This is a genomic window from Rathayibacter rhapontici, from assembly GCF_001995175.1.
Taxonomy (GTDB): Bacteria; Actinomycetota; Actinomycetes; order Actinomycetales; family Microbacteriaceae; genus Rathayibacter.
The window spans coordinates 13,471-32,013 of record NZ_MUKN01000045.1; the positions used below are offsets into that span (position 1 = coordinate 13,471).

Sequence of the window (18,543 nt, forward strand, 5' to 3'; positions counted from 1 at the left end):
CCGGGGAGCACTCAGCCCCGGGGGAGCAGTCCGCGTCGTCGCAGCAGCGGCTCGGTGAGGGCGTCGCGACCGCGGAACGCGCGGTAGGCGTCGAGCGGATCGCGCGACCCGCCGATCCCGAGGATCATCCGGCGGAAGCGCTCGCCCGCCGCCCGATCCAGACCGCCGTTCTCCTCGAACCACTCGACGGTGTCGGCGTCCAGGATCTCGCTCCAGATGTAGGAGTAGTAGCCCGCGGAGTAGCCGCCCGAGAACACGTGCGCGAAGTAGGTGCTGCCGTACCGCGGCGGGATCGCGTCGAGCAGCAGGCCGGCACCGCGCAGCGCGGCGTCCTCGAAGTCCTGCACGTCGACGCGCTCGACCGGATGCGCGCGCTCGTGCAAGGCGAGGTCCAGGAGCGCCGAGGCGAGGTACTCGGCCGTGGCGAACCCCTCGCCCCAGAGCGCGGACTCCTCGAGTCGCTGCACCAGCTCGGTGCTCAGCGGCTCCCCGGTCCCGACGTGGCGCGCGTAGGACGACAGGAGCTCCGGCCGGCGCACCCACATCTCGTTCACCTGGCTGGGGAACTCGACGAAGTCGCGGTGGACGCTCGTGCCGCCGAACCGCGGATACCGCACCGAGGCGAGGAGGCCGTGGAGGGCGTGCCCGAACTCGTGGAACAGCGTGTCGACCTCGTCCAGGGCGAGGAGAGCCGGCTCGCCGTCGCCGGGCGCCGAGATGTTCAGGGTGTTGACGACGACGGCGGAGTCGCCGAGGAGGCTCGTGCGGGTCGAGAGCGAGTTCATCCAGGCGCCGCCGCGCTTCGAGTCGCGGGTGAAGGGGTCGAAGAGGAAGAGCCCGAGCGCGGAGCCGTCCTCCTCGTGCACCTCGAAGACGCGGACGTGCGCGCTGTGGCCGACGAGGTCCCTCCGCTCCTCGAAGCGCAGACCGTAGAGTCCCGCGGCCGCGGCGAAGACGCCCTCGTGCAGCACCCGCTCCAGCTCGAAGTAGGGCCGCAGCGCGCTCGAGTCCACGTCGTAGGACGCGGTGCGCACCCGCTCCTCGTAGTAGGCGCGATCCCACGCCTCGAGGACGAACCGCGGTGCACCGGCCTCGTCCTGCTCCGCGTCGGCGAACGCCTGCATCCGGGCGAGCTCCTCGGAGGCGTTGCGAGCCGCGGGCTCCGCGAGCTCCTCCAGCAGATCCCGCACCCGCTCCGGGGAGCCGGCCGTCTGCCCCGAGATCACGAAGTCGGCGTGCGAGTCCGCGCCGAGCAGAGCGGCGCGCTCGGCCCTCAGGGCGACGATGTCCTGCAGCACCTCGCGGTTGTCGTGCTCGCCCCCCTCGCTCGCCCTGCCCACGGAGGCTCGCAGGATGCGCTCGCGCACCGAGCGGTCGCGCAGACGGGCGAGCCACGGGTGGCCGGAGAAGAGCGGCAGGGTGACGAGGACGCCGGCGAGACCCCGGTCGCGCGCCGCACGCCGGGCGGCCGACACCTCGGAGTCGTCGAGCCCGTCGAGTGCCGACGCATCGTCGAAGGCGACGGCCCGCGCGTTCGTCTCGGCGAGCAGGTTCTTCTGGAAGAGCGTCGTGAGGGTCGAGAGCCGCTCGTTCAGCTCGCCGAGACGCGCCTTCCCCGTGTCGTCGAGGAGCGCTCCTGCGCGGGCGAAACGCGTCAGGACCCGCTCGAGCAGGTAGGCCGTCTCGTCGTCGAGATCGAGGCTGTCCGTCTGCTCGCCGAGGACGCGCAGCCGCTCGTAGAGCCGCGGGTCGAGCGTGATCGCGTCGTCGTGCGCCGAGAGCAGGGGAGCGAGCTCCTGCTCCAGCGCATCGGTCTGCGCCGTGCGGTCGGACGCGCAGACGGTGGAGAAGACCGCGCTCACCCGGCGCAGAGCGCGACCGGAGCGCTCGAGCGCCACGAGCGTGTTCTCGATGCTCGGCGCCTCGTCCGTGGAGACGATGGCGTCGATCTCGGCGCGGTGCCGGCGCAGCGCCTCGTCGAAGGCGGGCCGGTAGGCGTCCGGATCGACCGCGGCGAAGTCGGGCAGACCGTGGGGGAGGGTGCTGGGCTCGAGGAGGACGTCGACGGAGGCGTTCATCCTGCGAGCCTAGGCCGCGCCCGCGCGGCTCAGCCCCAGTCGTCGTCCTCGCCCTCGACGCGGCCCTGCGGCTGCGTGATGTACGCCGCGTCCTCGTCGGGTCGGTAGGTGACGGTCGTCCCGTCGTCGAGCTCGACGACGGGCCTGCCCTCGAGCCAGGTGAGCTGCCAGCGCCAGTCCGCCGTCTCCGTGCCCGCCTCGGCGAGCTCGTGCTCGACGTCGCGGAGCGCGGTGACCACGATCTCCGGCAGGGTGGTCGGCGGCTCGCCGCCGAGGGGCCAGCGTGTTCCGAGCTGCATCGTGCGTCCTCTCGTCGGTGCTCGGGAGGCGGGCGGTCCGGCCCGCCTCCCGGCGCGTCCTAGACCTCGGTCTCGAGCTCGATCTTCACCGACAGTGTCGCACCCTCGGTGAAGTCGAGGGCGGCGATCCGGCCCACCGCGGCGATGTCGCCGGCGGCGAGGCGGAGGGAGGCGACGAGGTCGGCGGGAGCGGTCACGACGGCGGAGCGGGCCGGCGTCTTCTGCGAGGCCTTCGCATCCGTCTTCGCGCGCCGGATCGCCGTGAGCACGGTGCTGGCGGCGGAGAGGACCGAGGGGTCGCCGCCGAGGCCGGTCTGCTCGGGCCACTGCTGCGCGTGGATCGAGCCGTCGTGCGACCACGACCACGTCTCCTCCGTGGCGAAGGGGATGAACGGCGCGAAGAGGCGCTGCAGGGCGTCGAGCGCGAGGTGGAGCGCAGCGGCCGCCGAGGCGCCGTCCTCGCCGTACGCGCGCTCCTTGACGAGCTCGAGGTAGTCGTCGCAGAAGGTCCAGAAGAACGCCTCGGTGCTCTCGAGCGCCCGCGCGTGGTCGTAGTTCTCGAGGGCGGTCGTCGCGTCGGCCACCACGGCGTCGAGCGTCGCGAGCATGCTCAGATCGAGCGGGTCGGTCACCTCGGCATCAGGGGTCTGGGCGAAGCCGTGGATGAACTTCGCCGCGTTCAGGACCTTGATCGCGAGGCGCCGGCCGATCTTGATCTGCGTCGGGTTCTGCGGATCGAAGGCGGCGTCGGTCCCGAGCCGCGACGAGGCGGCCCAGTAGCGCACCGCGTCGGAGCCGTGCTGCTCGAGCATGCCCGCCGGCGTGACGACGTTGCCCTTCGACTTCGACATCTTCTTGCGGTCCGGGTCGACGATGAAGCCCGAGATCGTCGCGTTGCCCCAGGGAGCGCGCGAGTCCTCGAGCTGCGAGCGCAGGAGCGTCGAGAAGAGCCAGGTGCGGATGATGTCCTGGCCCTGGGGGCGCAGGTCGTACGGAGCCACGAGCTGCCAGAGCTCGTCGTCGCGCTCCCAGCCGCCCGCGAGCTGCGGGGTGAGCGACGAGGTGGCCCAGGTGTCCATGACGTCGAGCTCGCCCTGGAAGCCGCCGGGCACGCCGCGCTGGTCCTCGGAGTAGCCGGGGGCGGGGTCCGACGAAGGATCCACGGGCAGCGCCGACTCCTCGGGCACGAGGGGGCGGTCGAAGACGGGGTTGCCGTCGCCGTCCAGCGGGTACCAGACGGGGATCGGCACGCCGAAGAAGCGCTGGCGCGAGACGAGCCAGTCGCCCGAGAGGCCGTTGACCCAGTTCTCGTAGCGCACACGCATGAACTCGGGCACGAAGCGGACGTCGCGGCCGAGCTCCAGCAGGCGCTCCTTGAGCGCGGCGTCGCGTGCGCCGTTCACGAGGTACCACTGCCGGGTCGACACGATCTCGAGCGGCTTGTCGCCCTTCTCGAAGAACTTGACCGGGTGCGTGATGGGGCGGGGCTCGCCCGTCATCTCCCCCGACTCCGTGAGGAGCGCGACGACGGCCTGCTTGGCCGAGAACACCGTCTTGCCCGCGAGCTGCGCGTACGCCTCGCGGCCCGCGTCGCTCGTGATCGCCTCGGGCGCCTCCGACACGATGCGGCCGTCGAAGCCGATGATCGCGCGGTTGGGCAGGTCGAGCTCGCGCCACCAGACCACGTCGGTGACGTCGCCGAAGGTGCAGATCATGGCGATGCCCGAGCCCTTGTCCTTCTGCGCGAGGTGGTGCGCGAGCACGGGCACCTCGACGTCGAAGAGGGGGGTGCGGACGGTCGTGCCGAAGAGCGGCTGGTACCGCTCGTCGTCGGGGTGCGCGACGAGCGCGACGCACGCGGGCAGCAGCTCCGGCCGGGTCGTCTCGATGAAGACGTCCTCGGCGCCGTCGCGGTGGAACCCGATCCGGTGGTAGGCCCCCGGCTGCTCCTTGTCCTCCAGCTCGGCCTGGGCGACCGCGGTCCGGAACGTGATGTCCCAGAGGGTCGGCGCCTGCGCCTGGTACGCCTCGCCGCGCGCGAGGTTGCGGAGGAACGCGCGCTGCGAGGCGGCCTGCGACTCCTCGCCGATGGTGCGGTACGTCTGCGACCAGTCGACCGAGAGGCCGAGGGTGCGCCACAGGTCCTCGAACTGCTTCTCGTCCTCGAGGGTGAGGCGCTCGCACAGCTCGATGAAGTTGCGGCGCGAGATCGGCTTCTGATCGGCGGCCTTGCTGCTCTTGTTGTCGCCGCCCTCGAACGGAGGAGTGAAGCCGGGCTCGTAGGGCAGCGTCGGGTCGCAGCGCACACCGTAGTAGTTCTGCACGCGCCGCTCCGTGGGCAGGCCGTTGTCGTCCCAGCCCATCGGGTAGAAGACCTTGCGGCCGCGCATGCGCTGGAAGCGCGCGACGACGTCGGTGTGCGTGTACGAGAAGACGTGCCCGATGTGCAGCGAGCCCGACGCGGTGGGCGGGGGCGTGTCGATCGAGTAGACGTCGGCACGGGTGAGACCGGTGCGGTCGAACCGGTACGTCCCGTCGGTCTGCCAGACGAGGCCCCACTTGCTCTCGAGCCCCTCGAGGGCGGGCTTCGCGGGGAGTTGCGCGGCGAAGGTCATGATTCTCCGGTTCGATATGGGCGGCACCGTGTCGGTGGTGATGATGCCTGGATGGCGGCTCCGGAGCGGATCGCTCACCGGCCGCGCCGATCCTATCGCGGAGCCGCGGTGCGGCCGTCGGGAGCGGCCCTGCCGACGACCGGGGCGAATCCGGCGCAGACCGGGGCGAGCGCCTCGTCGAGGTAGGGCACCAGCTCACCGCGGGTGGGCCCCGCCGCCGCCCACGCCTGCACCGCGGCGACGGCCGCTCCGACGCCGGCGTAGGCGATCGCCCGGGAGAGGTGGGTCGGCAGCGGACGCGCGGCCCGCTGCTCCACGAAGGCGGCCACGATCGCCGCCTGCCGCGCGAGCCGCGACAGGGCGGACGCCTGCAGCTCGTGCACGCTGCCGATCAGCGCGCTCTGGGTGAGCGCCCAGGGCACGGAGGAGGGGCCGAAGCCGGCGCCGACCGCCAGCAGCGCGTCGCGGAGGGCGTCCATCGCCGGCCGGTCCGGCTCCGTCGCCGCGAGGGCGGCGGGCAGCTCCGCCAGCCGGTCGTCGACGAGGACCCAGAAGACGTCGCTCTTGGAATCGAAGTAGTTGAAGAACGTGTTCCGCGAGACGCCGGCGCGCTGGGCGATCTGCTCCACGGTCGTGCCCGCGTAGCTCTGCTCCAGGAACAGGTCCAGAGCGGCGTCCTCGAGCATCGAGCGCGACGAGGCGCGCGGCCGTCCTCTGCTCGTCGCTCCCGCCATGACCGCTCCTGCTCCTCCCGCCCCGACGCGCTACGATAGCCCCCAACGACTTCGACCCGGCCATCACCGGCGAGTCTCCGGAAGAACGGCGTCGGCTCCGGCCCCCGCCCAGTAGAACCGGACGGGTGCGGCCCGTGACAGCCGGTCGAGTGGGGACGTCTCCGAGGCAGCGCCGAGGGAGGTCCCAAGCGAGGTGGTACCGCGACCCCGGCCCGGGCTGACAGATCCGGGCGGGCCGTCCTCGTGCAGCCCAGCATCACTGCCAGGAGAACGCACGTGACCTATCCCTTGACCCCGCCCACCCCCGGCGACTCCGGATCCGCCTTCGGCCGGGGGGTGACACCGTCGCCGGGCTTCCCCGAGATCGAGGAGCAGGTCCTCGCGCACTGGAAGGCCGACGACACCTTCCAGGAGTCGATCCGCGCGCGCGAGGGCTCGCCCGAGTGGGTCTTCTACGACGGACCGCCCTTCGCCAACGGCTCCCGCACTACGGGCACCTGCTGACCGGGTACGCGAAGGACCTGTTCCCGCGCTTCCAGACCATGCGCGGGAAGCAGGTGCACCGCCGCTTCGGCTGGGACACCCACGGCCTGCCCGCCGAGCTCGAGGCAGAGCGGCAGCTGGGCATCACCGACAAGTCCCAGATCGAGGAGATGGGCATCGCCGCGTTCAACGCCGCGGCGAAGGAGTCGGTGCTGCGCTACACGGGCGAGTGGCAGGACTACGTCACCCGCCAGGCGCGCTGGGTCGACTTCGAGAACGACTACAAGACGCTCGACCCCTCCTTCATGGAGTCGGTCATCTGGGCCTTCAAGCAGCTCTACGACAAGGGCCTCGCGTACGAGGGCTATCGAGTGCTGCCCTACTGCTGGCGCGACCAGACCCCGCTCTCGAACCACGAGCTGCGGATGGACGACGACGTCTACAAGATGCGCCAGGACCAGACGGTCACGGTCACCTTCCCGCTGGTCGGCGAGACGGCGGAGGCGCTGAACCTCACCGCGGTCCGCGCACTCGCCTGGACGACCACTCCGTGGACCCTGCCGACCAACGCCGCACTGGCCGTCGGCCCCGACATCGAGTACGCCGTGCTCGCCGCAGGCCCGAACGGCGCCGCCGACGGCAAGGGCGAGCCGGAGGAGCGCGAGCTCTCGGCCGAGTACCTCCTCGCCATCGACCAGGTCGGCGCGTACGCGAAGGACCTGGGCTACGACGACGCCGAGTCGGCCCGCGCCGCCGTCTCGCGCACCCTCCGCGGTCGCGAGCTCGAGGGCATCAGCTACGACCGCCTCTGGGACCACTACGCCGACACCGAGACCTGGGGCACGCAGAACGCGTGGCGCATCCTGGTCGCCGACTACGTCACGACGAGCGAGGGCACGGGCATCGTGCACCAGGCCCCCGCGTACGGCGAGGACGACCAGAAGGTCTGCGAGGCCGCGGGCATCCCGGTCATCATCTCCGTCGACGACGGCGGCCGCTTCCTCCCGCAGATCGCCGAGGTGGCCGGCCTGCAGGTCTTCGAGGCGAACAAGCCGCTGACGCAGTTGCTCAAGGCGCAGCACCGGCTCCTCCGCCAGGCCAGCTACGAGCACTCGTACCCGCACTGCTGGCGCTGCCGGAACCCGCTGATCTACAAGGCCGTCTCGAGCTGGTTCGTGCGCGTCACCGCGTTCCGCGACCGCATGGAGGAGCTCAACCAGGAGATCACCTGGGTCCCCGAGAACGTGAAGGACGGCCAGTTCGGCAAGTGGCTCTCGGGCGCGCGCGACTGGTCGATCAGCCGGAACCGCTACTTCGGCTCGCCGATCCCGGTGTGGAAGAGCGACGACCCCGACTACCCGCGCATGGACGTCTACGGCTCGCTCGACGAGCTCGAGCGCGACTTCGGCGTGCGCCCGGAGGACCTGCACCGCCCCTTCATCGACGAGCTCACGCGGCCGAACCCCGACGACCCGACCGGGCGGTCCACGATGCGGCGGATCACCGACGTCCTCGACGTCTGGTTCGACTCGGGCTCGATGCCCTTCGCCCAGGTGCACTACCCGTTCGAGAACGCCGACTGGTTCGACTCGCACAACCCGGCCGACTTCATCGTCGAGTACATCGGGCAGACGCGCGGCTGGTTCTACACGCTGCACGTGCTCTCCACCGCGCTCTTCGACCGCCCGGCGTTCCGCAACGTCGTCAGCCACGGCATCGTCCTCGGCAACGACGGCCAGAAGATGTCGAAGTCGCTGCGCAACTACCCGGACGTCGCCGAGGTCTTCGACCGCGACGGCTCCGACGCCATGCGCTGGTTCCTGATGTCGAGCCCGGTTCTGCGGGGCGGCAACCTGGTCGTCACCGAGGAGGGGATCCGTGAGGGCGTGCGCCAGGTCCTGCTGCCGCTCTGGAACACCTGGTACTTCTTCTCGCTCTACGCCAACGCCTCCGGCGAGGACGGCTACGAGGCGCGCCGCCGCACCGACTCCGAGGACGTCCTCGACCGGTACCTGCTCGCCAAGACCCACGACCTGATCGAGACCGTCACCGGGCACCTCGAGGCGCTCGACTCGACCCTCGCCGCCGCCGCGCTGCGCGACTTCGCCGACGTGCTCACCAACTGGTACGTGCGCCGCTCCCGCGACCGCTTCTGGCAGGGCGTCGACTCCGACGGCCGGGGAGCGGAGGCGTTCGACACGCTGTACACCGTCCTCGAGACCGTGACGCGGGTGGCCGCTCCGCTGCTCCCGCTGATCTCGGAGGAGATCTGGCGGGGGCTGACCGGCGGCCGCAGCGTGCACCTGGCCGACTGGCCCGCCGCCGACGAGTTCCCGGTCGACGAGGCCCTCGTCCACGCGATGGACGCCGTGCGCGGCATCTCGTCGACGGCGCTCTCCCTCCGCAAGCAGGCGGGACGGCGCGTGCGCCTGCCGCTCGCGCGCCTCACCGTGGTCGTCGCGGATGCCGGCGAGCTCGCCCCGTTCGAGGCGATCCTGCGCGACGAGCTGAACGTGAAGGAGGTGGCCCTCGTCCCGCTCGTCGAGACGAGCGCGTCCGACTACGGAGTCACCTCCCGCCTCGCCGTCAACGCCCGCGCCGCCGGACCGCGGCTCGGACGCGGCGTGCAGACGGTCATCAAGGCCGCGAAGGCGGGCGACTGGAGCGAGATCGACGGAGTCGTGACCGCCGGCGGCGTCGAGCTGGCCGAGGGGGAGTACGAGCTCACGCTCGAGGTCGGGGGAGCGGGCGCCGACGACCGTGCCATCGCGCTCCTGCCGCGCGGCGGGTTCGTCCTCCTCGACACCGCCACCACGCCCGAGCTCGAGGCCGAGGGACTGGCCCGCGACCTCATCCGCGCCGTGCAGGACGCCCGCAAGGGAGCCGGTCTCGACGTGAGCGACCGCATCGTGCTCGACGTGATGCTCGACGAGGTGAGCCTCGGCGCGCTCGAGCCGCACGCGACCTGGATCGCCGAGGAGACCCTCGCGACCGGGTTCGCCTTCACCCCGCTGACCATCGCGCTCGAGGGCGGCGAGGGGGCCGTCGCCTTCGGTCCCGCCGGCACCGCCATCATCCGCGTCGAGAAGGTCGAGGCCGCCGATGTCTGATCCCCTGGAGAACGACGCCGACCGGGCGGCGGCCGACGCCGTCTACGCGACCCTGCTCGAGCGCCTGGGCGAGGCGAACGTGCGGCCGAGGCTCGCCCCGACGCGTCGCGCGGTCGAGATCCTCGGCGACCCGCAGCGGGCCTACCCGGTGATCCAGGTGGCCGGCACGAACGGCAAGACCTCCACGAGCCGGATGATCGAGAGCCTCCTGCGGGCCCACGGTCTGCGCGTCGGGCTCTTCACGAGCCCGCACCTCGAGCGCTTCAACGAGCGCATCGTCATCGACGGCGAGCCCATCTCCGACGAGAGCCTCGTCGCGAACTGGCAGGACGTCGAGCCCTACATCCGGATGACCGACGCCGAGCTCGCCGAGCAGGACGAGCCGCCGCTCTCCTTCTTCGAGGTCATCACCGTGCTCGCGTACGCGGCGTTCGCCGACGCACCGGTCGACGTCGCCGTCATCGAGGTCGGGATGGGCGGCGAGTGGGACTCGACGAACGTCGCCGACGCCCAGGTGGCCGTCTTCACCCCGATCGCGCTCGACCACACGGACCGCCTCGGGTCGACGATCGACGAGATCGCCCGCACCAAGTCCGGCATCGTGAAGCCGCTGGCCGCCGTGGTGTCGGCGAAGCAGACCCCCGAGGCTGAGGCGGTCCTGCGAAACGCCGCCGAGGCCACCGAGTCCTCGATCGCCTTCGAGGGCTCGGAGTTCGACGTCGCCTCCACCACGGTCGCCGTCGGGGGTCAGCTCGTCTCGGTCCGCGGTCTCGCGACCTCCTACGACCAGCTCCTCCTGCCCTTCTTCGGCGACCACCAGGCCGAGAACGCCGCCGTCGCGATCGCCGCGGTCGAGACGTTCATCGGAGGCGGCACCCAGGAGCTGACCGGCGACGTCCTCGACGAGGGACTCGCCGCCGCGACCTCCCCGGGGCGGCTCCAGGTGGTCGGGAACTCCCCGCGCACCCTCGTCGACGCCGCGCACAACCCGCACGGCGCCGCCTCGCTCGCCGCGGCGCTCGGCCGCTACTTCGACTTCGACCGCGTCACCGCGGTCGTGGGCGTGCTCGCCGAGAAGGACGCCGAGGGGATCCTCCGCGCGCTCCTGCCGGTCGTCGACGAGCTGATCGTGACGCGCGCGCCGAGTGATCGCGCCCTCGCGGCCGACGAGCTCGCGGCGCTCGCGCGCACGGTGTTCCCGGAGGAGGCGGTCCACGTCGCCGAGGACACCGGAGGGGCCCTGACCGCGGGCCGCCTGCTCGCGGCGCGCACCGACAAGGGCGCGCTCGTGATCACCGGATCCATCACGCTCGTCGGACGGGCGATCGCCGTCGCCCGCGACGAGAACTGGCAGGGCTCGTGAGAGCCGGGCGCCCGCGCCGGTCGAGGACGGTCCGCGAGAGCCTCGCCTCGATCGTCCTCGGCTTCGAGGTCGTCATCGTGTTCCTCGCGACGCTCGTCGCCTTCGGGCTGAAGGTCGGCGATCCGGTGGTGGTGCTGGTCGGCGGGGGAGTGCTCTGCCTCGCGATGCTCGCGACACTCCGCCTCCTCGACCGCCCGCTCGGCATCCGGATCGGCTGGGTGCTGCAGTTCGTTATCGTTGGCTCGGGTCTGCTCGTCCCGATCATGTTCGTCATCGGCGCGGCCTTCGTCGCCCTCTGGACGTACTGCATCGTGACCGGCACCCGCCTCGACTCCCAGGCCGGCCCTCCGGCGGCCGGGCCCACCGACCCCACCGAAGGAGACCGCTGAACCATGGCCATCCAGGAGACACTCGTCCTCGTCAAGCCCGACGGAGTCGCGCGCAACCTCACCGGCGAGATCCTCCGCCGCATCGAGGCGAAGGGCTACTCGCTCGTCGACATCAAGCTCGTGGAGGCCGACCGCGACCTCCTCGGCGCCCACTACGCCGAGCACGAGGGCAAGCCGTTCTACGAGCCGCTCGTGGAGTTCATGGAGAGCGGCCCGATCGTCGCGATCCGCATCGCCGGCGACCGCGTCATCGAGGGCTTCCGCTCCCTCGCCGGCACGACCGACCCGACGACCGCGGCGCCCGGCACCATCCGCGGCGACCTCGGCCGCGACTGGGGCCTGAAGGTGCAGCAGAACCTCGTGCACGGCTCCGACTCCGTTGAATCCGCGGAGCGCGAGCTCTCGCTCTGGTTCTCCTGACGGAGAACCGCCGCGAGAGCTCGCGCTCCGCGGTGTTCCGCGGTGAACCGCGGAACCGCGGTCGGCTCGCGCAGGCGGTCCCGATCCGCAGAGCGTCGCGCCTCCGGCGACGGGAAAGCGCTCGAACGCGCTTTCCCGGATACGCCTCGCGCTGCTCGACGATCCGGTGAAGGGCACCTCGGGACATCCCCGGGGTGCCCTTCACCGTTCCCCTCGTCGGGCGGTTCGCGCGTTCCGCGGCGAAAGGCGCCCTGCCCGAGGTGCCTCATTCCGGCCCTTGCTGATCGAGTAGCGCGCGCAGCGGGCGTACCGAGATCCGCAGAACCCAGGCTCTCCTTCTCCCCCTGCTGGTCGAGTAGCCCGCGCAGCGGGCGTATCGAGATCCGCAGCGTCACGGAGGCGGGCCGCACGCAGTGGCCCGCGCCGCCTCAGAGGTACGAGAGGACGTCCAGGCGGAGCTGCGCGATCACGGCGATCGCGAGGTAGCAGAGCAGTGTGATGAACGGGATCCAGCCGTACGCGCCCGCCGCGAAGCGCCGAACGGGTGTCGGGACCGGGAACACGCCCTCGCGCAGGTTCCGCAGGGTCACCAGCCAGAAGCCGGGGATCACGACCGCCCAGGTGAGCATGCACCACGGGCAGAGCGTGCCGAGGAGGAAGACGCTCTGCGTGATCAGCCAGATCACGAAGCCGAGGGCGAGGAGGAAGCCCAGGTTGAAGACCGCCCAGAACCACCGGTCGAAGCGCGCCCCGGCCAGAAGCCCTGCCCCGACCACGATCGGCGCGATCCACGCCGCCACTCCGATCAGCGGATTCGGGAAGCCGAGGACCGCTCCCTGAGGCGAGTCCAGATTGGCGCTGCACTGCACGACGATGCTGAAGTCGCACCCCAGCTCGGTCGACGGATCGGTGAGCGCCGCGAACTTGTCCAGCGTCAGAGCGAATGCCGCGATCCAGCCTGTGATGCCCAGAACGACCAGCAGTACGGCGAACAGGATCGGGCGTCGGGGGGCGGGGGCGTCAGACACCGGGGGATTATCGCACGGGCCGAATCGGCGCCTCTGGGAATGCGTGCGATAATCGGAGCCGTCGGTCCGGAAGATCCCGCGCCGGCACCAGAAGGTTTACCGGGCGAACACCGGGCCACAGGAGATCGACCGCGTTCCGCGAATGGACGCGACGGGTCACCCGCTCCACCACGCTGCGACCGACGGTCGCAGCGAGACGGAGCACGTGTCGGATAGTCAGTTCCGAGAACGAAGCTGCACCCAGAGTCCTGCGCCACGTGAGCGACCGGACCGGGGGAGCGGAAGGATTCGCGACGGGCCCCACGCGGCCCCTCGCACGAGGAGAGATCCGGGTAGGAAGGCGCGGCGGACGACCCGGCCGAGGAGTGCACCAGGAATGGTGGAAGACAAGAGTTCGAGCGGATCCGATCCGGACCGCGACGAGCCCCGCAGCGGGGCCAAGAAGATCAGCCGCCTCTTCGGTGGCCGCCGGGCGACCCGGCGGACCGAGTCGAGCGCGCAAGCGACAGGGGGAACGATCATCGATACCGACGAGACCGACACGACCGTGCAGGAGACGCCGACCGAGGACGCGAGCGGGGCCCAGGGCCCGGCGTCATCCGTCGCGTTCTTCAACGCCCTGCCCGAGACGCGCCCGGGCAGGAGGACGCGCGTCCCGCCCGCCCGGCGCTGCCGAGCACGTCGCTCCTGTTCCAGCGCCCGAGCTGCCCGACTACGTCGAGCTCGCGCCGCTGCCCCCTCGCGGTGCCCCGCTGGGTCTGCGCGAGGAGCGCGAGGCGCCCGCGGAGGAGCAGGGCTCCGTCCGCCGCCGCTCGCGGCGCCGCACCGGCGAGAGCGACCGCGGCGGCTCGGACGACCCCGAGAACACCGTCGTCCGGGTCCGCCAGCCGCGGGAGCCCCGCGAGCAGCGGGAGCCCGAGCTGATCACCGAGCCCCAGCGCATCAAGGGATCCACCCGTCTCGAGGCGAAGAAGCAGCGCCGCCGCGACGGCCGCGACGCCGGACGCCGCCGCACGGTGGTCACCGAGTCCGAGTTCCTCGCCCGCCGCGAGGCCGTCGACCGCGTGATGGTGGTCCGCTCGAAGCAGGACAGCATCCGCATCGGCGTCCTGGAGGACGGGGTCCTCGCCGAGCACTACGTCGCCCGCTCGCAGGAGGCGTCGCTCATCGGCAACGTCTACCTCGGCCGCGTGCAGAACGTCCTCCCCAGCATGGAGGCGGCGTTCGTCGACATCGGACGCGGACGCAACGCCGTCCTCTACTCCGGCGAGGTCGACTGGGACGCCGCGGCGAACCCCGGCGGCCCCCGTCGCATCGAGCTGGCCCTCAAGCCCGGTGACCGCGTCCTCGTGCAGGTCACGAAGGACCCCGTCGGCCACAAAGGCGCCCGCCTCACGAGCCAGATCTCGCTCCCGGGCCGCTACCTCGTCTACGTGCCCAACGGCTCGATGAACGGCATCTCCCGCAAGCTCCCCGACACCGAGCGCGCGCGCCTGAAGAAGATCCTCAAGGAGGTCCTCCCCGAGAACGTCGGCGTCATCGTGCGCACGGCGGCCGAGGGCGCCACCGAGGAGCAGCTGACCGTCGACGTCGAGCGCCTCACCGCGCAGTGGACGGCCCTCAGCGAGAAGGCCGCGACCGGTCAGGCGCCGGCGCTCCTGCACAGCGAGCCCGACCTGCTGATCAAGATCGTCCGCGACGTCTTCAACGAGGACTTCGAGAAGATGGTCATCGCCGGCGACGACGCCCGCGAGACCATCGAGCTCTACCTCAGCCAGGTCGCCCCCGACCTGCTCGAGCGTGTGGAGGTGTACTCGGGCGAGCAGGACGCGTTCGACGAGTTCCGCATCACCGAGCAGATCGAGAAGGCGCTCGAGCGCAAGGTGTGGCTGCCCAGCGGCGGCTCGCTGGTGATCGACCGCACCGAGGCGATGACCGTCGTCGACGTCAACACGGGCAAGTTCGTCGGCTCCGGCGGCAACCTCGAGGAGACCGTCACCAAGAACAACCTCGAGGCCGCGGAGGAGATCGTCCGCCAGCTGCGCCTGCGCGACATCGGCGGCATCATCGTGGTCGACTTCATCGACATGGTGCTCGAGTCCAACCGCGACCTCGTGCTGCGCCGCCTGGTCGAGTGCCTCAGCCGCGACCGCACGAAGCACCAGGTCGCCGAGGTCACCTCGCTCGGCCTCGTGCAGATGACGCGCAAGAAGCTCGGCCTGGGCCTGCTCGAGACCTTCAGCGAGAACTGCGAGGTGTGCGCGGGCCGCGGAGTCATCGTGCAGCACGACCCGGTCGTCAAGCACCGCTCCACCGCCGCCCCGCAGCAGGAGCGCCGCCGCGGCGGCCGCTCGGGCGACAGCGCCCCCGGAGGCACGCCCCGCCAGAACGGGTCCGGCGGCTCCTCGGCCTCGAACGGCCAGAACGGCTCCGGAGCCAAGAGCGTCAGCACGCACGCCATCACCGAGACGCGAAGAACGCCCTCGCTCAGATCGCGGCGAGCACCATCCACCCCGCGAACGTCCGCCAGGCGGCCGAGGAGGCCGCGGCGCTCGTCGACGAGGCCTCGGCCGAGTCGCCCGCACCCAGCCCGCCGAGGCCGGGGAGCAGGAGCAGGCCGATCAGGCCGCGCCCCGCGAGCAGCCGCGTCGCAGCGAGCGCCCCGCCCGGGGCGAGCGCCGCCGCCGGGGCCGCGACCGCGAGCCGCGTCAGGAGAGCACGGCCGACGAGACCGCCGAGCAGGCTCCGGTCGAGCAGACCGCCCCGCCCGCGGTCGAGGCACCGGTCGTGCCGATCCTCGACATCCCGATCCCTCCCGCTCCCGCGACCACCGGGCGCCGAGTGCGCAGCGAGGTCGCCGAGCACCTGCTCGACTCGGTGCTCGACGCCCTCCCGCGCCCAAGCAGCCGGGCCAGGGCCGCGCCAAGAGCCGCCGGGTGACCACCGCCGCCCTCACGGGCGTCGCGGTCATCCCGGAGCAGACCCCGCGCCGCGCCGAGCAGCAGTAGCGGCCGCGCGGTCGGATCAGTGGGGCCCGGTGCCCGGCGGGAGCCGGCGCCGGGCCCTCTCCGTCTCCCGGTCCCGGCCCTTCACGCGCAGACCGCTGCTGCGGAGCCGCTCGACGAGCTCGCGCGCGCCGACGGGGATCGCTCCCGCGGCGAGCAGCTCCGCGCGGCGCTCCTGGGGGACGTCGTAGTGGTCGAGGTCGAAGCTGCGCTCGGGCACCCCGGTCCGGCGGGCGAACGCGTGCAGCTCCTCCAGCGACTCGTCGCTGACCAGGTGCGCCCAGAGCGTGTCGTGGGCGGGCCACCGTGCCGCGTCGAGAAGGATCGCCATCCGATGATCGTAGGCGGCGCGCCTGCCGGTCCGGCCCGCCGCAGTCCACTATCGTGACGGGGTCGTCGGATCGGGGGCGCCGTGCCGCGAGGCCGTGCACCCGTGCGACACCCGCTCTCCGGAGCGGGCGTTTGACCGTCGAGCTCCCATCCCGTACTCTTGACCGTTGGTGTGGCGCGATCCATGTGCTCACGCAGATTTCCGTCGTCGCCCGTCTCCTCACGGAGAGCGGGACGCGGTACCGGTTCCCTCGTTCGGTGTGGGAGACGGGAAAGAAACGGGGCCCCGCCCCTTCCATACAAGCCCCGGGCGGCGCCGTCTCACGACAGCGCCCGTCCAGACGAGAAACAGGTACGAGAAGTGGTTTACGCAGTTGTGCGCGCCGGCGGTCGGCAGGAGAAGGTCGAGGTCGGCACCATCGTGACGATGGACCGCGTCAAGGCCGACGAGAACGGCACCGTGCAGCTGGCTGCCGTGCTCCTCGTCGACGGAGACTCGATCACCTCGGACGCCTCGGCGCTCGAGAAGGTCTCGGTCACCGCGGAGGTGCTCGAAGAGCTCCGCGGCCCGAAGATCGTCATCCAGAAGTTCAAGAACAAGACCGGCTACAAGAAGCGCCAGGGGCACCGTCAGGAGCTCACGCGCGTGAAGGTCACTGGCATCAAGTAACCGCTGACCGCGGAGCGAGCCATCGCACCGCGGATGTTCAGCACGGGGCTGCGGCCCCCCGGTCTCGAGGAGATGAGAAATGGCACACAAGAAGGGCGCGAGCTCCACTCGCAACGGTCGTGACTCGAACGCGCAGCGTCTCGGCGTCAAGCGCTTCGGCGGTCAGGTCGTGAACGCCGGCGAGATCATCGTCCGCCAGCGCGGCACGCACTTCCACCCCGGCGCCAACGTCGGACGCGGCGGGGACGACACCCTGTTCGCCCTGTCGGCCGGTGCGGTCGAGTTCGGCACCAAGGGCGGCCGCAAGGTCGTCAACATCGTGGCGGCCGCCCAGTAGGGTCGGTCTCCTCGGCCGAGCAGGCACAGGACGCAAGGGGCGGGCTTCGGCTCGCCCCTTGCGCGTTGCAGCGGCCTGCCGGCCTCCGGCGCACGGGAACCCCGGCGCCCCCACTCCCGATCGGACGGACAGAACAACCATGGTCACCTTCGTCGACAACGTCACGCTGCACCTGCGTGCCGGCCACGGCGGGAACGGCTGCGTCTCCGTCCGCCGCGAGAAGTTCAAGCCGCTCGCCGGCCCCGACGGCGGCAACGGCGGTCACGGCGGCGACATCGTCCTCGTCGCGGACCCGCAGGTCACGACGCTCCTGGCCTACCACCGCCACCCGCACCAGTCCTCCGAGAACGGCGGGCCCGGGATGGGCGACCACCGCGCCGGAGGCAACGGGGAGCTCCTCGAGCTGACCGTCCCGGTCGGCACCGTCGTGAAGTCGCCCGACGGCGAGCAGCTCATCGACATGGACGAGCCGGGTCTGCGCTTCGTCATCGCGCCGGGCGGTCAGGGCGGTCTGGGCAACGCGTCGCTCGCGACCACGAAGCGCAAGGCCCCCGGTTTCGCGCTGCTCGGCACCCCGGGCTGGGAGGGCGACGTCGTCCTCGAGCTCAAGACCGTCGCCGACGTCGCACTCGTCGGGTTCCCGTCCGCGGGCAAGTCGAGCCTCGTCGCCGCCATCTCCGCGGCGAAGCCGAAGATCGCCGACTACCCGTTCACCACGCTCGCCCCGAACCTCGGCGTCGTGCAGGCGGGGGAGTCGCGCTACACCGTCGCCGACGTGCCCGGCCTCATCGAGGGCGCGAGCGAGGGCAAGGGCCTCGGTCTCGAGTTCCTCCGCCACGTCGAGCGCTGCACCGCGCTGGTGCACGTGCTGGACTGCGCCACGCTCGAGCCGGGCCGCGACCCCCTCACCGACCTGGACGTCATCCTCGGCGAGCTGGCCGCCTACCCGGTCGGCGACGGCCAGGTGCCGCTGCTCGAGCGCCCTCAGCTGATCGCCCTCAACAAGGTCGACGTCCCCGAGGCCCAGGAGCTCGCCGCGTTCGTGCGCGCCGACCTCGAGGCCCGCGGCTACCGCGTCTTCGAGATCTCGACCGTCAGCCACGCGGGTCTTCGTCAGCTGACGTTCGCCCTGGCCGAGATCGTCGAGCAGCACCGCTCGGAGCTCGCCGCGGCGCCCCAGGTGGAGCGGATCACCATCCGACCCCGCGCGGTGGACGAGAAGGACTTCGAGATCCGCGTCGAGGGCGGCTCGTACGGCAACATCTACCGCGTCCTGGGCACCAAGCCGGTGCGCTGGGTAGCGCAGACCGACTTCACCAACGACGAGGCCGTCGGCTTCCTCGCCGACCGGCTCGCGAAGCTGGGCGTCGAGAACGGGCTGTTCGCGGCGGGAGCGGTCGCCGGCTCGACCGTCGTGATCGGCCGGGGCGACGGGGTCGTCTTCGACTGGGAGCCCACCCTCACCTCCACGGCCGAGCTCCTGACGGCGCCCCGCGGCACCGACGTGCGGCTCGAGGACAACCGCCGCAAGACGCGCAACGAGCGTCGCGACGAGTACTTCGAGCGGATGGACGCCAAGGCCGAGGCCCGCGCCGAGCTCGAGCGCGAGCGCCTGGGCGGAGTGTGGCGCGTCTCCGACGAGGACGACGCCGTCGACGCCGACCCCGAGGACTGACGGACGG

General features: G+C 71.7%; 13 protein-coding genes and 1 pseudogene. 8 read left to right on the forward strand and 6 right to left on the reverse strand.

Going from position 1 to position 18,543, the window contains the following annotated elements:
* Window positions 1–11 precede the first annotated feature (11 nt).
* From B0T42_RS13925 to B0T42_RS13940, 4 genes are all read right to left on the reverse strand, one after another.
* Complete coding sequence (locus B0T42_RS13925; RefSeq protein WP_077223651.1) at window positions 12–2,078, reverse strand: M3 family metallopeptidase; 2,067 nt, start codon at window positions 2,076–2,078, stop codon at window positions 12–14.
* A gap of 29 nt (window positions 2,079–2,107) precedes the next feature.
* Window positions 2,108–2,377 (reverse strand): hypothetical protein, encoded by a 270-nt coding sequence (locus B0T42_RS13930; protein WP_077223652.1) that lies wholly within the window; start codon window positions 2,375–2,377, stop codon window positions 2,108–2,110.
* Window positions 2,378–2,436: 59 nt separating this feature from the next.
* Window positions 2,437–4,992: a valine--tRNA ligase gene (gene valS, locus B0T42_RS13935; RefSeq protein WP_077223653.1), complete on the reverse strand. Its 2,556-nt coding sequence runs from the start codon at window positions 4,990–4,992 to the stop codon at window positions 2,437–2,439.
* Window positions 4,993–5,084: 92 nt separating this feature from the next.
* Window positions 5,085–5,726: a TetR/AcrR family transcriptional regulator gene (locus B0T42_RS13940; protein ID WP_077223654.1), complete on the reverse strand. Its 642-nt coding sequence runs from the start codon at window positions 5,724–5,726 to the stop codon at window positions 5,085–5,087.
* Between the two features lie 288 nt (window positions 5,727–6,014).
* Here B0T42_RS13940 and ileS point away from each other — a divergent pair.
* The 4 genes and pseudogenes from ileS (at window position 6,015) to ndk (ending at window position 11,491) form a co-directional block, all read left to right on the forward strand.
* Window positions 6,015–9,319: pseudogene (gene ileS, locus B0T42_RS13945) on the forward strand (isoleucine--tRNA ligase).
* Window positions 9,312–10,682 carry a bifunctional folylpolyglutamate synthase/dihydrofolate synthase gene (locus tag B0T42_RS13950; protein ID WP_077223655.1) on the forward strand — a complete coding sequence of 457 codons (1,371 nt, stop codon included), beginning with the start codon at window positions 9,312–9,314 and terminating at the stop codon, window positions 10,680–10,682. Before ileS ends, B0T42_RS13950 begins: the two are co-directional and overlap by 8 nt.
* Window positions 10,679–11,071, forward strand: a complete 393-nt coding sequence (locus tag B0T42_RS13955) for a DUF4233 domain-containing protein (protein ID WP_236720294.1) — start codon at window positions 10,679–10,681, stop codon at window positions 11,069–11,071. The genes B0T42_RS13950 and B0T42_RS13955 overlap by 4 nt, the downstream gene beginning before the upstream one ends.
* A gap of 3 nt (window positions 11,072–11,074) precedes the next feature.
* Window positions 11,075–11,491 carry a nucleoside-diphosphate kinase gene (ndk, locus tag B0T42_RS13960; RefSeq protein ID WP_056867064.1) on the forward strand — a complete coding sequence of 139 codons (417 nt, stop codon included), beginning with the start codon at window positions 11,075–11,077 and terminating at the stop codon, window positions 11,489–11,491.
* 428 nt (window positions 11,492–11,919) lie between these two features.
* On the opposite strand, the gene B0T42_RS13965 is transcribed toward ndk, so the two are convergent.
* Window positions 11,920–12,519 carry a vitamin K epoxide reductase family protein gene (locus tag B0T42_RS13965; RefSeq protein WP_077223657.1) on the reverse strand — a complete coding sequence of 200 codons (600 nt, stop codon included), beginning with the start codon at window positions 12,517–12,519 and terminating at the stop codon, window positions 11,920–11,922.
* A gap of 1,016 nt (window positions 12,520–13,535) precedes the next feature.
* Here B0T42_RS13965 and B0T42_RS13970 point away from each other — a divergent pair.
* The gene (locus tag B0T42_RS13970; protein WP_446737383.1) at window positions 13,536–15,527 is read left to right on the forward strand and encodes an Rne/Rng family ribonuclease; all 1,992 of its coding nucleotides are present in this window, start codon (window positions 13,536–13,538) and stop codon (window positions 15,525–15,527) included.
* 16 nt (window positions 15,528–15,543) lie between these two features.
* On the opposite strand, the gene B0T42_RS13975 is transcribed toward B0T42_RS13970, so the two are convergent.
* Entirely contained in the window at window positions 15,544–15,855 is a 312-nt protein-coding gene (locus tag B0T42_RS13975) for a DUF4031 domain-containing protein (RefSeq protein ID WP_077223658.1), read from the reverse strand.
* A gap of 360 nt (window positions 15,856–16,215) precedes the next feature.
* Here B0T42_RS13975 and rplU point away from each other — a divergent pair, with 360 nt between their 5' ends.
* The 3 genes from rplU to obgE all read left to right on the forward strand — a co-directional run bounded on the left by rplU (window position 16,216) and on the right by obgE (window position 18,536).
* Window positions 16,216–16,524 (forward strand): 50S ribosomal protein L21, encoded by a 309-nt coding sequence (gene rplU / locus B0T42_RS13980; RefSeq protein WP_077223659.1) that lies wholly within the window; start codon window positions 16,216–16,218, stop codon window positions 16,522–16,524.
* Window positions 16,525–16,603: 79 nt separating this feature from the next.
* A complete protein-coding gene (gene rpmA / locus B0T42_RS13985; protein ID WP_055792356.1) occupies window positions 16,604–16,861 on the forward strand; it encodes a 50S ribosomal protein L27 in 258 nt (85 codons plus the stop codon).
* A gap of 139 nt (window positions 16,862–17,000) precedes the next feature.
* The gene (gene obgE / locus B0T42_RS13990) at window positions 17,001–18,536 is read left to right on the forward strand and encodes a GTPase ObgE (protein WP_077223660.1); all 1,536 of its coding nucleotides are present in this window, start codon (window positions 17,001–17,003) and stop codon (window positions 18,534–18,536) included.
* Window positions 18,537–18,543 lie beyond the last annotated feature (7 nt).